This window comes from Flavobacterium ichthyis, from assembly GCF_009915155.1.
GTDB lineage: Bacteria > Bacteroidota > Bacteroidia > Flavobacteriales > Flavobacteriaceae > Flavobacterium > Flavobacterium ichthyis.
This window is the reverse complement of the sequence record NZ_JAABLM010000001.1, coordinates 246,588-262,283: the sequence shown is the minus strand read 5'-3', so window position 1 is coordinate 262,283 and position 15,696 is coordinate 246,588. Positions and strand designations below refer to the sequence as shown.

Annotated in this window: 14 protein-coding genes; 10 read left to right on the top strand and 4 right to left on the bottom strand. The window is 36.2% G+C overall.

Annotated features, from left to right (window positions below; all coding sequences use genetic code 11):
- The first annotated feature begins 6 nt into the window (after window positions 1-6).
- The 5 genes from GV828_RS01120 (at window position 7) to GV828_RS01100 (ending at window position 6,343) form a co-directional block, all read left to right on the top strand.
- Complete coding sequence (locus tag GV828_RS01120; RefSeq protein WP_166535622.1) at window positions 7-735, top strand: geranylgeranylglyceryl/heptaprenylglyceryl phosphate synthase; 729 nt, start codon at window positions 7-9, stop codon at window positions 733-735.
- Window positions 728-1,351, top strand: coding sequence for a nicotinamide riboside transporter PnuC (gene pnuC / locus GV828_RS01115; protein WP_166535621.1), 624 nt, complete (start codon window positions 728-730; stop codon window positions 1,349-1,351). The genes GV828_RS01120 and pnuC overlap by 8 nt, the downstream gene beginning before the upstream one ends.
- Window positions 1,312-3,423 (top strand): DUF4301 family protein, encoded by a 2,112-nt coding sequence (locus GV828_RS01110; protein WP_166535620.1) that lies wholly within the window; start codon window positions 1,312-1,314, stop codon window positions 3,421-3,423. The genes pnuC and GV828_RS01110 overlap by 40 nt, the downstream gene beginning before the upstream one ends.
- Window positions 3,423-3,824: an alternative ribosome rescue aminoacyl-tRNA hydrolase ArfB gene (arfB, locus tag GV828_RS01105; RefSeq protein ID WP_166535619.1), complete on the top strand. Its 402-nt coding sequence runs from the start codon at window positions 3,423-3,425 to the stop codon at window positions 3,822-3,824. The genes GV828_RS01110 and arfB overlap by 1 nt, the downstream gene beginning before the upstream one ends.
- Window positions 3,825-4,207: 383 nt before the next feature.
- Complete coding sequence (locus GV828_RS01100; RefSeq protein ID WP_166535731.1) at window positions 4,208-6,343, top strand: TonB-dependent receptor; 2,136 nt, start codon at window positions 4,208-4,210, stop codon at window positions 6,341-6,343.
- A gap of 199 nt (window positions 6,344-6,542) precedes the next feature.
- Here the strand turns inward: GV828_RS01100 and GV828_RS01095 are convergent, their stop codons facing one another.
- Window positions 6,543-6,968 (bottom strand): Rieske (2Fe-2S) protein, encoded by a 426-nt coding sequence (locus GV828_RS01095; RefSeq protein WP_166535618.1) that lies wholly within the window; start codon window positions 6,966-6,968, stop codon window positions 6,543-6,545.
- A 162-nt stretch (window positions 6,969-7,130) separates the two neighbouring features.
- Between GV828_RS01095 and greA the strand changes: the two genes are divergently transcribed.
- Complete coding sequence (greA, locus tag GV828_RS01090) at window positions 7,131-7,607, top strand: transcription elongation factor GreA (RefSeq protein ID WP_166535617.1); 477 nt, start codon at window positions 7,131-7,133, stop codon at window positions 7,605-7,607.
- A gap of 87 nt (window positions 7,608-7,694) precedes the next feature.
- Window positions 7,695-8,084 carry an HIT family protein gene (locus GV828_RS01085; RefSeq protein WP_166535616.1) on the top strand — a complete coding sequence of 130 codons (390 nt, stop codon included), beginning with the start codon at window positions 7,695-7,697 and terminating at the stop codon, window positions 8,082-8,084.
- A gap of 106 nt (window positions 8,085-8,190) precedes the next feature.
- On the opposite strand, the gene GV828_RS01080 is transcribed toward GV828_RS01085, so the two are convergent.
- Window positions 8,191-9,342: a sensor histidine kinase gene (locus GV828_RS01080; RefSeq protein WP_166535615.1), complete on the bottom strand. Its 1,152-nt coding sequence runs from the start codon at window positions 9,340-9,342 to the stop codon at window positions 8,191-8,193.
- A 112-nt stretch (window positions 9,343-9,454) separates the two neighbouring features.
- Here GV828_RS01080 and GV828_RS01075 point away from each other — a divergent pair, with 112 nt between their 5' ends.
- The 3 genes from GV828_RS01075 (at window position 9,455) to aat (ending at window position 11,497) form a co-directional block, all read left to right on the top strand.
- Window positions 9,455-10,333, top strand: a complete 879-nt coding sequence (locus tag GV828_RS01075; RefSeq protein ID WP_166535614.1) for a flavin reductase family protein — start codon at window positions 9,455-9,457, stop codon at window positions 10,331-10,333.
- Between the two features lie 53 nt (window positions 10,334-10,386).
- The gene (locus tag GV828_RS01070) at window positions 10,387-10,767 is read left to right on the top strand and encodes a DUF3127 domain-containing protein (protein ID WP_166535613.1); all 381 of its coding nucleotides are present in this window, start codon (window positions 10,387-10,389) and stop codon (window positions 10,765-10,767) included.
- Between the two features lie 91 nt (window positions 10,768-10,858).
- Window positions 10,859-11,497 (top strand): leucyl/phenylalanyl-tRNA--protein transferase, encoded by a 639-nt coding sequence (gene aat, locus GV828_RS01065; RefSeq protein ID WP_166535612.1) that lies wholly within the window; start codon window positions 10,859-10,861, stop codon window positions 11,495-11,497.
- 59 nt (window positions 11,498-11,556) lie between these two features.
- Here aat and infB read toward each other — a convergent pair whose 3' ends face one another.
- A complete protein-coding gene (infB, locus tag GV828_RS01060) occupies window positions 11,557-14,397 on the bottom strand; it encodes a translation initiation factor IF-2 (RefSeq protein WP_166535611.1) in 2,841 nt (946 codons plus the stop codon).
- 44 nt (window positions 14,398-14,441) lie between these two features.
- Entirely contained in the window at window positions 14,442-15,686 is a 1,245-nt protein-coding gene (nusA, locus tag GV828_RS01055; RefSeq protein WP_166535610.1) for a transcription termination factor NusA, read from the bottom strand.
- Window positions 15,687-15,696: the final 10 nt, after the last annotated feature.

Below are 15,696 nucleotides of genomic sequence, written 5' to 3'. Positions count from 1 at the left end.
AAAATCATGACAAATCTGTACCAACAAATTCTGCAAGCCAAACAATCCGGTAAAAAATTATTGGCCATTTTGCTCGACCCCGATAAAATTGACATCAATCAAATTCTCACAACAATTGTACAAATTAACCAATCGCCAGCAACACATATCTTTGTGGGAGGAAGTTCTGGGGATGTTTCCAACATTGATTCGATTATTGTAGAAATAAAAAATAATACAAGACTTCCAGTTGTACTTTTTCCTGGAAACCCTTCGCAAATTTCTTCAAACGCTGACGCCATTTTGTTTTTAACTTTAATCTCGGGTAGAAACCCAGATTTTTTAATAGAGCATCAAGTAAAAGCAGCACCAATTCTAAAAAAATCAACTCTGGAAATTATTTCCACCGGATACATTTTAATCGAAAGTGGGAATGCAACGGCGGTATCATCAGTTAGTAAAACCATTCCATTACCACGTCATAATTCGAACATCGCTTCAGATACCGCAATTGCGGGAGAATTTTTGGGCAATAAACTTATTTATCTCGAAGCAGGAAGTGGCGCAAAATTACCCGTTCCTCTGGAAACCATCAATTTGGTAGCAAAAAATATCTCCGTTCCTCTAATTGTGGGTGGTGGTATTAACACTTTCGAAGGAATCAAGGAAGCCTATTCGGCAGGAGCTGATTTGGTGGTGATTGGGACTGCTTTTGAAAATAATATTCATTTTTTTACACACTTTACACATGATTGATTTTTTTCTCGAAGTCTACCAAGAAAAAACCACAATCGATATTATACTGGAAATTATTGTGTTTATCTTTGGTATTGCCAGCGTTTTTTTTGCCAAAAAAGAAAATATTTTAGTGTATCCCACAGGAATTATAGCTACTACAATAACCGTTTATCTCTTGTTTCAAGCAGGCTATTTTGCCGATATGACACTCAATCTGTATTTTTCGGTGATGAGTTTTTACGGTTGGATTAATTGGTCACAAACTAAAAATAACGAAAAAGTTTTTAAAATTTCTCGAACAAATACCAGCCAAAAAATCATTGGAGTTCTGTTATTTTTTCTTACTATTGTTGTAACATACGTGGTTTATCGCCTTTTTGATGCAGAAATCCGTCCCGAAAATTATATTGACATTCTAACCTCAGGAATATTTTTTACGGGAATGTGGTATATGGCGCTCAAAAAAATTGAAAACTGGACGCTGTGGATTATTGGTGATCTCATTGCTATTCCTTTATATGCCTACCGAGGATTAGGAATGTTATCATTACAATATGTGTTTTTTACAATTTTGGCTGTAATGGCTTATATCGAATGGAAGAAAATTTTAGACAACGGGAAACCGATAAAATAAAAATAGCAATTTACGGGCCAGAATCCACCGGGAAAACTACGTTGGCAAAACAGTTGTCAAGTGTTTTTCAATCGGTTTGGGTGGCGGAATTTGCTCGAGAATATTTGCAAAAAAAATGGGATGAGAAGCAACAAGTTTGCCAACCGGAAGATTTAATTCCCATTGCTTTAGGACAAATTGATTTAGAAAACAAAGCATTGGCAATGCCTGGAGATTTTGTTTTTTGCGATACTAACCTTTTGTGTACCAAAGTTTTTTCGGAAATTTATTACGGTTTTTGCGATGCTGCTATCGACAAAGCAGCTCAAAATCATCAATATGACCTCACATTTTTTACTGATATTGACGTTCCGTTTGAGCCAGATGATTTACGAGATAAGCCAAACGATCGCCCCTTGTTGCGTGAGAAATTTTTAGAAGCACTTCAAAATACAAATAATACATTTATAATTTTATCTGGAAATCAAGAACAGCGATTAGCACAAGCCACTAAGGCACTTCAAGAATTAAAATTGGCTAAACAACTTAACTTTTCCTCTAAAGATTTTTTGCAAGCATACCAAAACGGAATTTCATTCAACGATATAAAATGGCAGAAACAGCAATTTTCAGATGGAATTCCGAAAATGATCCTGCATAAACCCGCTTCCTTACAAAACGGAATTACGGCGTTGACTGCAGAAAAAGTTAATCAATATTCCCAGTTTTTTGACTCTGAAAAACACCAGTTACAGCTCCAAAAATTTGTTCCCGCATCCGGAGCCGCAAGCCGAATGTTCAAATTTTTAAGCGAATTTTTAAATGATTATAACTTAGGCAAAGAAACTATAAACGCATACATCAACCGAAGTAAATGCAATCAATTACCTGTGTTCATGGTGGGTTTAGAAAAATTTCCGTTTTACGAATCATTGCTCAATTATACCAAGGCTAAATATCAAGGTTATGACAAGTTTAGCAAAGATTTTAAAATGTATTACCTGATTAAAAGTTTGTTACATCATGATGATTTTGACTACCTCAGCAAACCTAAAGCTGTATTACCTTTTCATCAATATCCAGAACACATTGCAACCCCAATCGAGGAACACCTCAATGAAACAGTAGCTTACGCTACTTCCAATAATGCTGGAAATATTCATTTTACCCTTTCCCAAGAGCATCAAGAGGAGTTTATTGAAACGGTGGAAAAAAGTAAGCAAAAAATCGAAGAACATTCGTTGGTTTCCATCAATGTCAGTTATTCATATCAACATAAAAAAACCGATACTTTAGCAGTAGATTTTAAAAATAATGCGTTTCGCGACCAAAACCATCAACTTTTTTTCAGACCTGGAGGTCATGGAGCGTTAATAGAGAATTTAAACCATCTTTCAGCAGATATTATTTTTATCAAAAATATTGACAATGTAATCCAAAATCACATTCAAATCATCTCTAACTACAAGAAAGCTCTGGCAGGTTTATTACTCGAGTTACGGACAAAAATATTTTCGTGCTGCGAAAAGCTTGATGGCAAAATCACCGCTCAAGAAGTCAGTGAAATTAAAAAATTTATTATCGAAAATCTGTCGTTGTCAGTCAATAAAGATTTTTCAAAATTTACCTTGCAAAGCCAAATACAACATTTACAAGAAATTTTAAACAGACCTATTCGCGTGTGTGGAATGGTGCAAAATGAAGGCGAACCCGGAGGAGGGCCGTTCTGGATTTTAGACACCAATGGAAATTTTTCTTTACAAATAGTTGAATCTTCACAAGTAGATTTAACGAATTTACAACAACAAAAAATTTTCGAAAGTGCCACACATTTTAACCCGGTTGACCTAGTTTGTTCAGTAAAAAATTACCAAGGAAAAAAATTTGATCTCAAAAAATTTATCGACCCAAACAGCGGCTTTATCGTAGAAAAAACCAAAAACGGAACACCCATCAAAGCCTATGAACTTCCCGGGCTTTGGAACGGGGCAATGGCCAACTGGATCACCATTTTTGTAGAAGTACCACTCATCACTTTCAATCCTGTAAAAACCGTAAACGATTTATTAAAACCCGCACATCAACCCCAGTAATGGATCAACAAAAAATAATTTCAGAACTCAATTTCAAAGCCGTCCGAAGCAGTGGAGCTGGCGGCCAAAATGTCAATAAAGTCGCTTCAAAAGTCGTGCTTTCTTTCGATCTATTAAATTCGAAAGCCTTATCTGACCACGAAAAATTATTGCTCGAACAAAACCTCGAAAACCGTTTGACCAACGATAAAATTCTAATTCTAAACTGCGACGAAGACAGAAGCCAACTCAAAAACAAAGAAATTATAACCAAAAGATTCTTAAACCTACTTCAAAAAAATCTTGTCATCCCACAAGAACGCAAAGCCACAAAAGTACCCAGAGCCGTCATCAAAAAACGCATTCAATCCAAACGAAACCTTTCCGAAAAAAAACAAAACCGCAAAAAACCCGATTTTTAAAAATTTATAATTAATTTCGCAACGTCTCAAAGGGGTGCTCAAAAAAAAACGAGCTGAGATCATACCCAACGAACCTGGGCAGGTAATGCTGCCAAGGGAAACGACAAATCTTCAAGAGTGCACGCTTCAAAATTTGTCATAAAATAATTGTTAACCACCAGAGTAATTGCCCCTTTTATTCGTATAATTTTTTACGAATGAAACTTTTATTCCAAAAATTTTGGCATGACCACAAGGGTCAGGCTTTTCGCTTCAAGTCCTCAACAGAAAAAGCAATTTTTCCAACGCCACAAAAGGAGCTTCCGTTGGTCGCTCTTTCGCGTCGGGAAAAAAGTAGCTTTTCTGTCTCCGGGCTTTCCGCTACAATCCTTCATGCAACCGTAATGTGCTTAACCGGAACATTTTTTTCAGCGCAAGCACAAAACAATCCCGCTGCAATCGACACCACAAAAACCACCAATATTGATGAAGTTTTGGTGCAAGCCGTTCGCGTAACCTCGCAAACGCCAGTAACATTTTCAAACATCACCAAAAAAGAATTAGAAACCCGAAATCTCGGGCAAGACATTCCGTTGTTACTCAATTTTTTACCATCAGTTGTCACCACTTCCGATGCTGGAAACGGAATTGGATATTCCGCAATTTCTGTTCGAGGTTCTGACTCTCGACGCGTAAACGTCACCCTCAACGGAATTCCTTACAACGATTCGGAATCGCAAGGCACTTTTTGGGTCAACATGCCTGATTTTGCCTCATCCGTACAAAGTATTCAGTTACAACGTGGTGTAGGAACTTCTACCAATGGAGCTGGTGCTTTTGGAGCCAGTTTAAATTTATTAACTGATGTTTTTTCACATGAAGCCAATGGCGAAATTGCCAATTCCTTTGGAAGTTTTAATTCCCGAAAACACACCGTAAAGTTCAGCACAGGTTTAATGAACAACAAATTTGAATTGGCGGGAAGAGTTTCTAACATCAAGTCTGACGGATACATCGATCGCGCTTCATCCGATTTAAAATCGTATTTTTTTCAGGGAACTTTTGTTGGCGAAACTACTTTAATTAAAGCCTTGGTTTTTGGTGGGACCGAAAAAACATATCAAGCCTGGAATGGTTTGGAGGATCCGGAAAAATTACAAAACGACCGAACCTACAATACTGCCGGAGAATATTATGATGATGCAGGAAACCTTCGATTTTATGACAATGAAATTGACAATTACCAGCAAAATCATTACCAACTGCATTGGAACGAACGTTGGACTCAAAATTGGAGTACCAATTTGGCTTTTCACTATACCATCGGTCGTGGGTTTTTTGAAAATTACAAACAAGGCGAAACGTTAAGCGATTATAATATATCACCACAAATTATTGAGGGACAAGAAATTACAGAAAGTGATTTGGTGAGAAGAAAATGGTTAGACAACGATTTTTATGGAACGACTTTTTCAGCCAATTATAAAAATGAAACAGTAGATTTTATTTTGGGTGGTGGTGCAAACAAATATGAAGGCCGCCATTTTGGAAATGTTTTATACACCAGAAGCGTGGTTTTACCGGAAAATAATTATCAGTATTATGATGACGACGCTACAAAAACTGACGCCAATGTTTTTGCAAAAATTAACGTAGCCGTTTCAAAAAAATTAAGTTTGTTTGGCGATATGCAATTCCGAAATGTAACCTACAACGCCAACGGAAATGACACCGGAATCGTAAATGATAATTTTAATTTTTTTAACCCAAAAGCCGGAATCACTTACAATGCTAATGAGCAAAATAATTTGTATTTCAGTTATGCTCGTGCCAATCGTGAACCCAACCGAAGCGATTATGAATCAGGAACACCAAGACCGGAAAAATTAAATGACTTTGAATTAGGCTGGAGGTACAACACGCCAAGAGTAAAAATTAATGTAAACGGGTACTATATGGCTTATGAAGATCAACTGGTTTTAACTGGATCTTTAGATGAAGTTGGGGCTCCAATTCGTCAAAACTCCGGAAAAAGTTACCGGTTAGGTTTAGAAGTAGATGCTTTTTTATATGTTGGGGAAAAATTTATTTTCCGTCCGAATTTTACGGTAAGTTCTAACAAAAATAAAGATTTCTTCTTCGAACGCAATGGAACTTTACAGAACTTAGGCAATACAGATATTGCGTTTTCGCCAAGTCTAATTGCCGCTAATGCGGTGACTTATTTGCCTTTACCAAACTTGCAAATTTCGTTGTTGAGCAAATTTGTGGGAGAACAATTTATGGGTAATATTGACTCCGAAACGAGTAAATTGAGTAGTTATTCAGTGAGTGATCTAAATGTAGCTTATGAAATTAAAACCAATTCTATTTTCAAATCGATATTAATTAGTGGATTGGTGAATAATATATTTGATTATGAATATGAATCTAACGGATATTTTTACACGTATGATGATGAAGGAATTACTTATGAAGGTGCCGGATTTTATCCTCAGGCGGGTATTAATTTCTTGGTTGGGTTGACTTTAAAATTTTAAGCAAATATCCTGATTTGCACTTTCAACCGGCAATTTTACCACCAACTTGCCGGTTTTTTTATTTTTTGTTTTGAGCAGGGGTTGCGTGAGGGGTTGAAGCGGCATCCTTTTCTCGATTATCCGGATTTTTATCCGGGATTATGGAGAAAAGATACAGCGGAAAACCCGACCCGCCTCGGAGGGGCACGCCCAAAAAAAATTAATTGGTAATGCGTATGATATTTCCTGCAACGGTAACGCGATATTGTTTTAAAGGATACTCAAGATCGGCATTTGGTAAACCTGTGTATAAATTATATTGAACTCCATCGCAAGGGCAAATTAAATGCGGAATACTAATTTCTAAACGTGAACAAGAAGTTGGAATTTGGTTAGGACAAGTGGCGTCAAAAGCTACGATGCCATTTCCGGTATTAAAAACAATTACCCCGTTGAGACCGGAATTTCCGGTGTTGATAAGCAATGCATTTCCGGTAAATTGTAATGTATTATAAGTTGGGAGAGAGAGGTTGAGTTCTAAATTAACGGCATAGTTAGGAATGTAAGGGTTTCTGCGGTTTACACGATCGCCTTCGCAAGAAAGGAGCGTGATGATGGTGAGAAGGAGGAAGGCAATTTTTTTCATGTTTATTTTTTAGGTAAGATTTCGCTGGAACAAATTTAAATTAATTAACTTTGGTTTTCCATTGAAATAATTTTAAATTTTTATTGAAATAAAAACACTATCTTTGTTTGAAAGAAATCCCGTCGAGATGGGATTTTTTCTATTTATATAAACGATGAAATTATGAGTAACGTATCTTATTATACAGCAGAAGGCTTAAAAAAATTAAAGGAAGAACTGGAACAGCTTAAAAGCATTGAACGTCCTAAGGCTTCTGCCGCTATCGCCGAAGCTAGAGATAAAGGTGACTTGAGTGAAAATGCCGAATACGATGCTGCAAAAGAAGCTCAAGGATTATTAGAAATGAGAATTTCGAAGCTGGAAGAGGTATATGCTAACGCAAGATTAATTGATGAGTCACAACTTGATGTGTCAAAAGTATTGGTGCTTTCTAAAGTGAAAATTAAAAACCAAACCAATAATATGGAGATGACTTACACCTTGGTGGCCGAAAGTGAAGCTGACTTAAAGTCAGGCAAAATTTCGGTAACCTCGCCAATTGGTAAAGGATTGCTTGGGAAATCAGTAGGTGAAGTGGCAGAAATCAATGTTCCGAACGGCGTGTTGAAATTTGAAATTTTAGAAATCTCCAGAGATTAAATTTAAGAATTAAGAATTAAGAATTGAGATTTAGGCTATAAACTTTAAACCTTCAACCTTTAAATTTAACTCTAAACTTTAAAAACCATGAGTTCGATATTTACAAAAATTGTTAACGGCGAGATTCCGGCATATAAAGTGGCGGAAAATGATCGTTTTTTGGCTTTCTTAGATGTGAATCCAAATGCGAAAGGCCACACGCTTTGCATCCCAAAACAAGAAGTGGATAAAATTTTTGATTTAAGCGAAGATTTGTATCTGGACTTGATGCGTTTTTCTCGTAAAGTAGCAATTGCATTGGAAAAAACCATTCCGTGTAAGAGAATTGGGATGTCAGTTATAGGTTTAGAAGTGCCGCATACTCATGTTCATTTGATTCCATTGAATGAAATGGATGAAATGCGTTTTCAAAATAAAGTAAAACTTTCTAAAGAAGAATTTGAAGAATTGGCAGAAAATATCTCAAGAAATATATAGGTTGCTTTTTGCTAACGATGATAGAAAAATCACAGATTTTATTTTTAAAGTTTGTGATTTTTTTTGTTCCGGATAATGTTGATTATCAATATTTTAATCTTCGTTACTAATCGATTTTTTTTAAACTTACCAACATACAAGTTCCTTTGCCAACTTCTGATGAAAAAACTTTAATTTTTCCCGCGTGGTATTCTTCTACAATTCTTTTGGTAAGCGAAAGTCCTAATCCCCAACCGCGTTTTTTGGTGGTAAATCCGGGTTCAAAAACCCGTTTGAATTGATTTTTCGGAATGCCTTTGCCGGAATCTTTCACTTTTATTTTTACATATTTCGGATCGTCTTCAATTTCTATCGACAATTTCCCTCTACCTTTCATAGCGTCAATGGCGTTTTTTACCAAATTTTCTATGGTCCAACTGTGCAGAATAGGATTGATATTGACAAAAATTTCATGAGAAGGTGCTTTGAAACTGAAGTCTATTTGTTTTGAAAATCTAGATTTTAGATAATCAAAAGATTGTTCGGTATCGTTCACAATATTGCGTTTTTCCAAAGCCGGTTCTGAACCAATTTTTGAAAATCTATCCGCAATGGTTTGCAACCTTACCACATCTTTTTCTACTTCGGTAACTGTAGTTTCATCTACATTGTCTGCTTTCATGATTTCAATCCAACCCAAAAGCGATGACAAAGGTGTCCCAATTTGATGTGCGGTTTCTTTAGCCATTCCAGCCCAAAGTTTATTTTGCGTTGCCATTCGGTTTGCCCGGTAAAAGTTGTAAACTAAAAGCCCGAAAAGCAGTAGGATTAGCGAAAATGCAATAGGGTAATATTTTAAATTATTTAACAATTCCGAATTTCCGTAATACAATAAATTGTATTTGTTGGAATCAAACGAAATTTTAATCGGTTCGTTTTCGCTCTTAAATTGGTTGAGCATTTTTTTAGATTGAGCCACATCTTGAACGACTAATGAGTCAATATTTCGAGAATCTAAAATACTATCTTTGCTGTTCGTTAAAATCAGCGGAATGGTAGAATTATAATTTAATATTTTAAGTGGCAGTTCAACCTCGGTAAACTCATTTGCATTGAGAAGCGTTTGCTGAGCTTCCGCCCAAACCTGCATCTTCAACCGTTCCTCTTTTTTAAATATTTGAAAAAAAATGTAAGTATTCCACAAAATTAGCGTGACAATGATAAAAGAAGCAATGATGATAATCCAGCGGGTAAGATTTCTTTTTTCGGAAAACTGCATAAATTTTTATTTGGATATAAATATACTAAAACTTCAAAATTGTTTACAAGTCTTGGTGAAATTGTAATGATGACTGATTTCAAATTCTTATTTTTGTTTAAAACGAAAAAACATGATTAGTATTGATCCTAAAGAAATCACTACACCAAAACTTCACGGTTATTTGCAGTCGTCCATTGGTCCGAGACCTATTGCGTTTGCCAGTACTTTAGACGAAAACGGAAATCCAAATTTGTCACCGTTTAGTTTTTTTAATTTGTTTAGCACTAATCCACCCATCTTGATATTTTCACCATCAAGACGCGTTCGAGACAATACCGTGAAACACACTTTGCTCAACGTAGAAAAAACGCGTGAAGTGGTAATTAACGTAGTTAATTATGACATGGTGCAACAAACGTCTCTTTCGAGTACAGAATATGCCGACGGTGTAAATGAATTTTTGAAAGCGGGTTTCACACAATTATCTTCGGAGGTGGTACAACCTTTCCGGGTGAAAGAATCACCGGTTCAGTTTGAATGTAAAGTGAATGATATTGTGAGTTTAGGCGATGGAGGAGGAGCTGGAAATTTAGTAATATGCGAAATTTTGAAAATGCATATTTCCGAAGAAATTTTAGACGAAAACGGAAATATTGACCAGCACAAAATAGATTTGGTTTCACGTTTGGGCGGAAATTGGTATTCACGTTCGTCCGAAAGTTTGTTTGAAGTAGAAAAGCCTTTGACAACCTTGGGGATTGGAGTAGATAATATTCCGAAATTTATCAAAGAAAGCACGGTTTTTAATGGAAATGATTTGGGTAAATTAGGAAACGTAGAAGCTTTGCCTACAAGTGAAGAAGTTGCTATCTTTGTACAGGAAAGTTTTGCTGTGAAAGGCGTTTTAAGTTCTGATGATACCCAAAAAATTCACACTATGGCAAAAGAATTTTTAGATCAAAATGATGTGATGACAGCTTGGAAAGTGCTTTTGTCCGAAAAAAAATAAGAACAGAAAAATTGGTTTAAAAGCCAGGTAAATAAATAAAAACAATTGATATTATGGAAGTTTCAGGAAGAGTGAAAGTCGTTAATCCAGAACAACAGGTTAGCGCCTCTTTTAAAAAAAGAGAGTTGGTTGTCACTACAGAAGAGCAATATCCGCAGCACATTATGATTGAGTTTACACAAGACAAATGTGATTTGTTAAACAGTTACAACCCAGGTGAATTAGTGAAAGTTTCAATTAATCTTCGTGGTCGCGAATGGGTTAATCCACAGGGCGAAACCAAATATTTTAACAGTATTCAAGGTTGGAGAATTGAACGAGTACAACCTGCAGTTCCAGTTCAACAAGTGCAACAACCGCCAATGCCAGAAGCTCAGGCTTTTGCGCCAGCTCCAAGTTATGACGAAAATCAAGAAGATGATTTGCCGTTTTAATTTTTAGCCAATAATAATAAAAGATTAGAAATCGAGATGAGTACATTTTGGTTTCTAATTTTTTTTGTTCAAAATTATTTCCAACACGTTTATGTATTTTTTAAGCAAAGAATTATTTTTTCCTGATGTAAGTGAAGCATCGCCAGAAGGTATTTTGGCCGTTGGTGGTGATTTGTCTCCAGAAAGATTAATATTAGCTTATCGAAGCGGGATCTTTCCTTGGTTTGACGAAGATGAACCTATTTTATGGTGGTCTCCAAAAGAAAGAATGGTGGTTTTTCCTGAAGAGTTTAAGGTTTCTAAAAGCATGCGTAACATTTTAAACCGAAATATTTTCTCGGTCACTTTTAACCAAAATTTTTACGATGTCATTCAACATTGTAGCAAAATAAAACGAAGCGGACAACATGGTACTTGGATTAGCGAAGAAATGATTGCGGCTTACACACAATTGCATAATTTAGGTTTTGCAAAATCAATTGAAGTATGGCAAAATGATAAATTAGTTGGCGGTTTATACGGAATAGATTTGGGAAATATTTTTTGCGGCGAAAGTATGTTTTCAAAAGTATCGAATGCTTCAAAGGTGGCATTTACGGCTTTGGTGGGATATTTGAAACGAGAAAACTACAAATTACTAGATTGCCAAGTTCACAATTCTCATTTAGAAAGTTTGGGAGCTAGAGAAATTTCGCGGGAATTTTTTATGCAAATTGTACAATCTAAATAAATTTTTTACAAAAAAAAATGCCTCAAATTCACTTGAGGCATTTTAGTATCAATTGATTTTTATTTCAATTTTTTCTTCACTTCTACTTCTTGGTAAGCTTCTATGGTATCGTTTATTTCAATATCATTGTAGCCTTTGATTTGAATACCACAATCATATCCTTTAGAAACTTCTTTTACATCGTCTTTAAAACGTTTCAGTGTTGCCAATTCTCCAGTGTGAACTACAACGCCCTCGCGGATAATTCTGATGCGTGAATTTCTAAAGATTTTTCCATCAGTAACCATACAACCTGCAATGGTTCCCACTTTCGAAATTTTGAAAGTTTCTCTGATTTCTGCCGTTCCGGTGACCTCCTCTTTTAATTCTGGAGAAAGCATTCCTTCCATTGCATCTTTTAAATCATCAATTGCATCGTAGATAATTGAGTAACTTCTGATGTCGATCTCTTCTTTTTCAGCTAATTGTTTCGCACTTCCGGCAGGACGAACGTTAAATCCAATGATAATCGCATCTGATGCTGAAGCTAAGTTCACATCGCTTTCGGTAATGGCTCCAACTCCTTTGTGAATAATCTTGATTTCGATTTCTTCAGTAGAAAGTTTTGAGAATGAATCCGCCAATGCTTCAACCGAACCATCCACATCACCTTTAATAATGATGTTCAATTCTTTAAATTGACCTAATGCAATTCTTCGTCCAAGTTCGGCAAGTGTTGTATGTTTTTTAGTTCTTGCTGATTGTTCACGGATTAATTGTGTACGTTTAGCAGCAATTTGTTTGGCTTCTTTTTCGTCTTCGTAAACATTAAATTTATCTCCGGCTGTTGGAGCTCCATCTAAACCAAGTACTGATACTGGTGTTGAAGGTCCAGCTTCTTTGATGACATTTCCTCTTTCGTCATGCATGGCTTTAACTTTACCATGATTTTTTCCGGCCAAAAGATAATCACCTACTTTTAAAGTTCCGGCTTGTACTAAAACGGTTGTAACATATCCACGGCCTTTGTCAAGCTGTGCTTCAACCACAGTACCAACAGCTGGTTTTGTAGGATTTGCTTTTAAATCAAGAATTTCAGCTTCAAGTAAAACTTTTTCTAGTAATTCTTTCACACCCATTCCCATTTTTGCAGAGATATCGTGAGATTGGTATTTTCCACCCCAGTCTTCAACTAAAAGGTTCATAGAAGCCAATCTTTCCTTAATTTTTTCAGGATTAGCGTGAGGCTTATCTACTTTGTTAATGGCAAAAATCATTGGAACATTAGCTGCTTGAGCATGCGAGATTGCCTCTTTTGTTTGTGGCATGATGTCGTCATCGGCAGCAATTACAATAATTGCAATATCGGTAATTTGAGCACCACGAGCACGCATTGCGGTAAATGCTTCGTGACCTGGTGTATCAAGGAAAGCAATTTTTTGCCCATTTTCAAGCGTTACTCCGTAAGCTCCAATGTGTTGGGTAATTCCTCCAGATTCTCCTGCAATTACATTTTCTTTACGAATGTAATCGAGTAGGGAAGTTTTTCCGTGATCTACGTGACCCATTACGGTAACGATTGGAGCACGAGATACTAAATCTTCTTCTTTATCTTCTACAACTTCTTGAGCTTCTTCGATATCCGTTGTAATAAATTCTACTTCGTAACCAAATTCATCGGCTACAATAGATAAAGTTTCGGCATCTAACCTTTGGTTCATCGTTACCATGATTCCTAAAGCCATGCAAGTACCAATCACTTTTGTAATGGGCACATCCATCATAGTTGCAACTTCTCCAACGGTTACGAATTCTGTAACTTTAATTGTTTTGCTTCCTTCTTCTATCGCTCTTTGTTCGTCATCAGATTTTTGACGATGTGTATCTCTTTTATCTCTACGGTATTTTGCCGCTTTAGATTTTCCGCCTTTTCCTTGTAATTTTTCAAGGGTTTCGCGGATTTGGTTTTTAACTTCTTCTTCTGTAGGTTCAACTTTAGCTACAACAGGACGGTTATTTCCTTTATTAAAGCCTTGTTTTCCTCGATTGTTATTCTGTTGCCCGGGTCTGTTTTGACCTTGTTGATTTCCTTGGGTTCCTTGTCCTTGTTGAGGAGTTCCAGGTTTTCCAGGGATTCTTTTTCGCTTATTTTTATTGTTATTTGACGCATTAGCAGCTCCGGGAGTTCCAGGTTTTTGCTGTGCTTTCGGGTCTTCTTTTTTCTTTTTTGGTCGTTCAAATTGAGATAAGTCAATTGTTTTACCAGTAAAAGTTGTCCCTGATAATTTTTGGTATTGTGTTGTAATTTCATCCACCTGAGGCTGATCATTTGTAGCGGCAGGGGTTTGTTGAGGTTTTGTTTCCTCTTTAATAGGTTGTTTGGTTTCTGCCTTAACTTCTGTTGGTTTTGGCTGAGGTTTAGGTGTTTCTGAAGATGGTTTTTCTGCCTCTTTAACTTTTTCTACAAGTTCTTCCTGAGTTTTTTCAGGAGTTACAGAAGCCGGAGTTTTTGTAACGGTTTCTGGTTTTGGTGTTTCCGCAACAGTTGGCGTTTTTGGCTCAAGGTCAATTTTCCCCACTTGTTTCGGACCAGACAAAGTTGCTTTCGCTTTGATTACTTCTTGTTGTCTTTGGCGTTCCTCGTCTTGCTTGCGTTTCTCTTCAATTTCTTTTTCTCTTTCAACACGCAATGCTTCTTTTTCTTTTCTTTTTTCTTCCCCTACTTCAATAGAAGCCTCTTTGCGACCTTTATCACCCGCAAACTGGCTCTCAAGAATATTAAATTCTTGCTGCGAAATTTTGGCATTTGGATTTGCATCAATCGCAATTCCTTTGTCTTTTAAATAATCGACAGCCCTATCCAGCGAGATATTTAATTCTCGTAAAACTTTGTTTATTCTTATTACTCTTTCTTCAGACATAAAACCTTTTTATTATTACCTATTGCGTTGTGTTGTTGTTTTGTTTAGTCTTCGAACTCTTCTTTTAGAATGCGTACTACTTCTCTAATAGTTTCTTCTTCAAGATCGGTTCTTCTTACTAAATCATCTACGTCTTGACGCAGAATACTTCTTGCAGTATCTAAACCAATTTTTGCAAATTCGTCGATGATCCAACCATCGATTTCGTCCGAAAACTCTGTCAACTCTACATCGTCTTCTTCTTCTGCAATATTACCTTCGCGGATAACATCTAATTCATAACCGGTTAGCAATCCTGCTAATTTAATATTGTGTCCACCTCTTCCAATGGCTTTTGATACTTCTTCTAATTTAAGAAAAACTTCGGCTCTTTTTGTCTCTTCGTTAATTTTGATAGAAGATACTTTTGCCGGACTTAAAGCACGGGTAATGAATAGTTGTGTATTGTTAGTATAGTTAATAACGTCAATATTTTCGTTACCTAATTCTCTAACAATTCCGTGGATTCTTGATCCTTTCATCCCTACGCAAGCGCCAACAGGATCAATTCTGTCATCATAAGAATCTACCGCTACTTTTGCTTTTTCTCCCGGAATTCTTACCACTCCTTTAATGGTAATTAAGCCGTCAAATACTTCAGGAATTTCTTGCTCAAATAATTTTTCTAAGAACTTTTCAGAAGTTCTAGACATAATGATTTGTGGCTTATTTCCTTTTAATTCTACATTTTCAATAATACCACGAACGTTGTCTCCTTTTCTAAAAAAGTCCGAAGGGATTTGTTTTTCTTTTGGCAAAACAATTTCATTTCCTTCGTCGTCCACTAAAATCACAGCTCTTGGGCGAACATGGTGAACTTCCGCAGTGTAAATATCGCCAATTAAATCTTTAAATTGCTTGTAAAGATTAGTGTTGTCGTGTTCGTGAATTTTTGAAATTAAATTTTGGCGAAGTGCCAAAATTGCTCTTCGTCCTAAATCAATTAATTTTACTTCTTCCGAAACTTCTTCTCCAATTTCAAAATCCGGCTCAATTTTTCTGGCTTCAGTTAATGTGATTTCTTCGTTTTCAAAATCAAGATCTTCATCTGCCACAATCACACGTCGTCTCCAAATTTCCATATCTCCTTTATCTGGATTGATAATGATATCGAAATTATCGTCCGAGCCGTATTTTTTCTTCAATGCATTTCTAAACACATCTTCTAGAATCGCCATTAATGTTACGCGATCTATCAGCTTATCATCTTTAAACTCTGAAAATGACTCGATTAATGCAATATTCTCCATGCCAAGTTTT

Excerpts from the sequence above, each read along its gene's own strand:
- GV828_RS01120 (WP_166535622.1), top strand. The coding sequence starts at position 7 with ATGACAAATCTGTACCAACAAATTCTGCAAGCCAAACAATCCGGTAAA.
- pnuC (WP_166535621.1), top strand. The coding sequence starts at position 728 with ATGATTGATTTTTTTCTCGAAGTCTACCAAGAAAAAACCACAATCGAT.
- GV828_RS01110 (WP_166535620.1), top strand. The coding sequence starts at position 1,312 with ATGGAAGAAAATTTTAGACAACGGGAAACCGATAAAATAAAAATAGCA.
- arfB (WP_166535619.1), top strand. The coding sequence starts at position 3,423 with ATGGATCAACAAAAAATAATTTCAGAACTCAATTTCAAAGCCGTCCGA.
- GV828_RS01100 (WP_166535731.1), top strand. The coding sequence starts at position 4,208 with ATGTGCTTAACCGGAACATTTTTTTCAGCGCAAGCACAAAACAATCCC.
- GV828_RS01095 (WP_166535618.1), bottom strand. The coding sequence starts at position 6,968 with ATGAAAAAAATTGCCTTCCTCCTTCTCACCATCATCACGCTCCTTTCT.
- greA (WP_166535617.1), top strand. The coding sequence starts at position 7,131 with ATGAGTAACGTATCTTATTATACAGCAGAAGGCTTAAAAAAATTAAAG.
- GV828_RS01085 (WP_166535616.1), top strand. The coding sequence starts at position 7,695 with ATGAGTTCGATATTTACAAAAATTGTTAACGGCGAGATTCCGGCATAT.
- GV828_RS01080 (WP_166535615.1), bottom strand. The coding sequence starts at position 9,342 with ATGCAGTTTTCCGAAAAAAGAAATCTTACCCGCTGGATTATCATCATT.
- GV828_RS01075 (WP_166535614.1), top strand. The coding sequence starts at position 9,455 with ATGATTAGTATTGATCCTAAAGAAATCACTACACCAAAACTTCACGGT.
- GV828_RS01070 (WP_166535613.1), top strand. The coding sequence starts at position 10,387 with ATGGAAGTTTCAGGAAGAGTGAAAGTCGTTAATCCAGAACAACAGGTT.
- aat (WP_166535612.1), top strand. The coding sequence starts at position 10,859 with ATGTATTTTTTAAGCAAAGAATTATTTTTTCCTGATGTAAGTGAAGCA.
- infB (WP_166535611.1), bottom strand. The coding sequence starts at position 14,397 with ATGTCTGAAGAAAGAGTAATAAGAATAAACAAAGTTTTACGAGAATTA.
- nusA (WP_166535610.1), bottom strand. The coding sequence starts at position 15,686 with ATGGAGAATATTGCATTAATCGAGTCATTTTCAGAGTTTAAAGATGAT.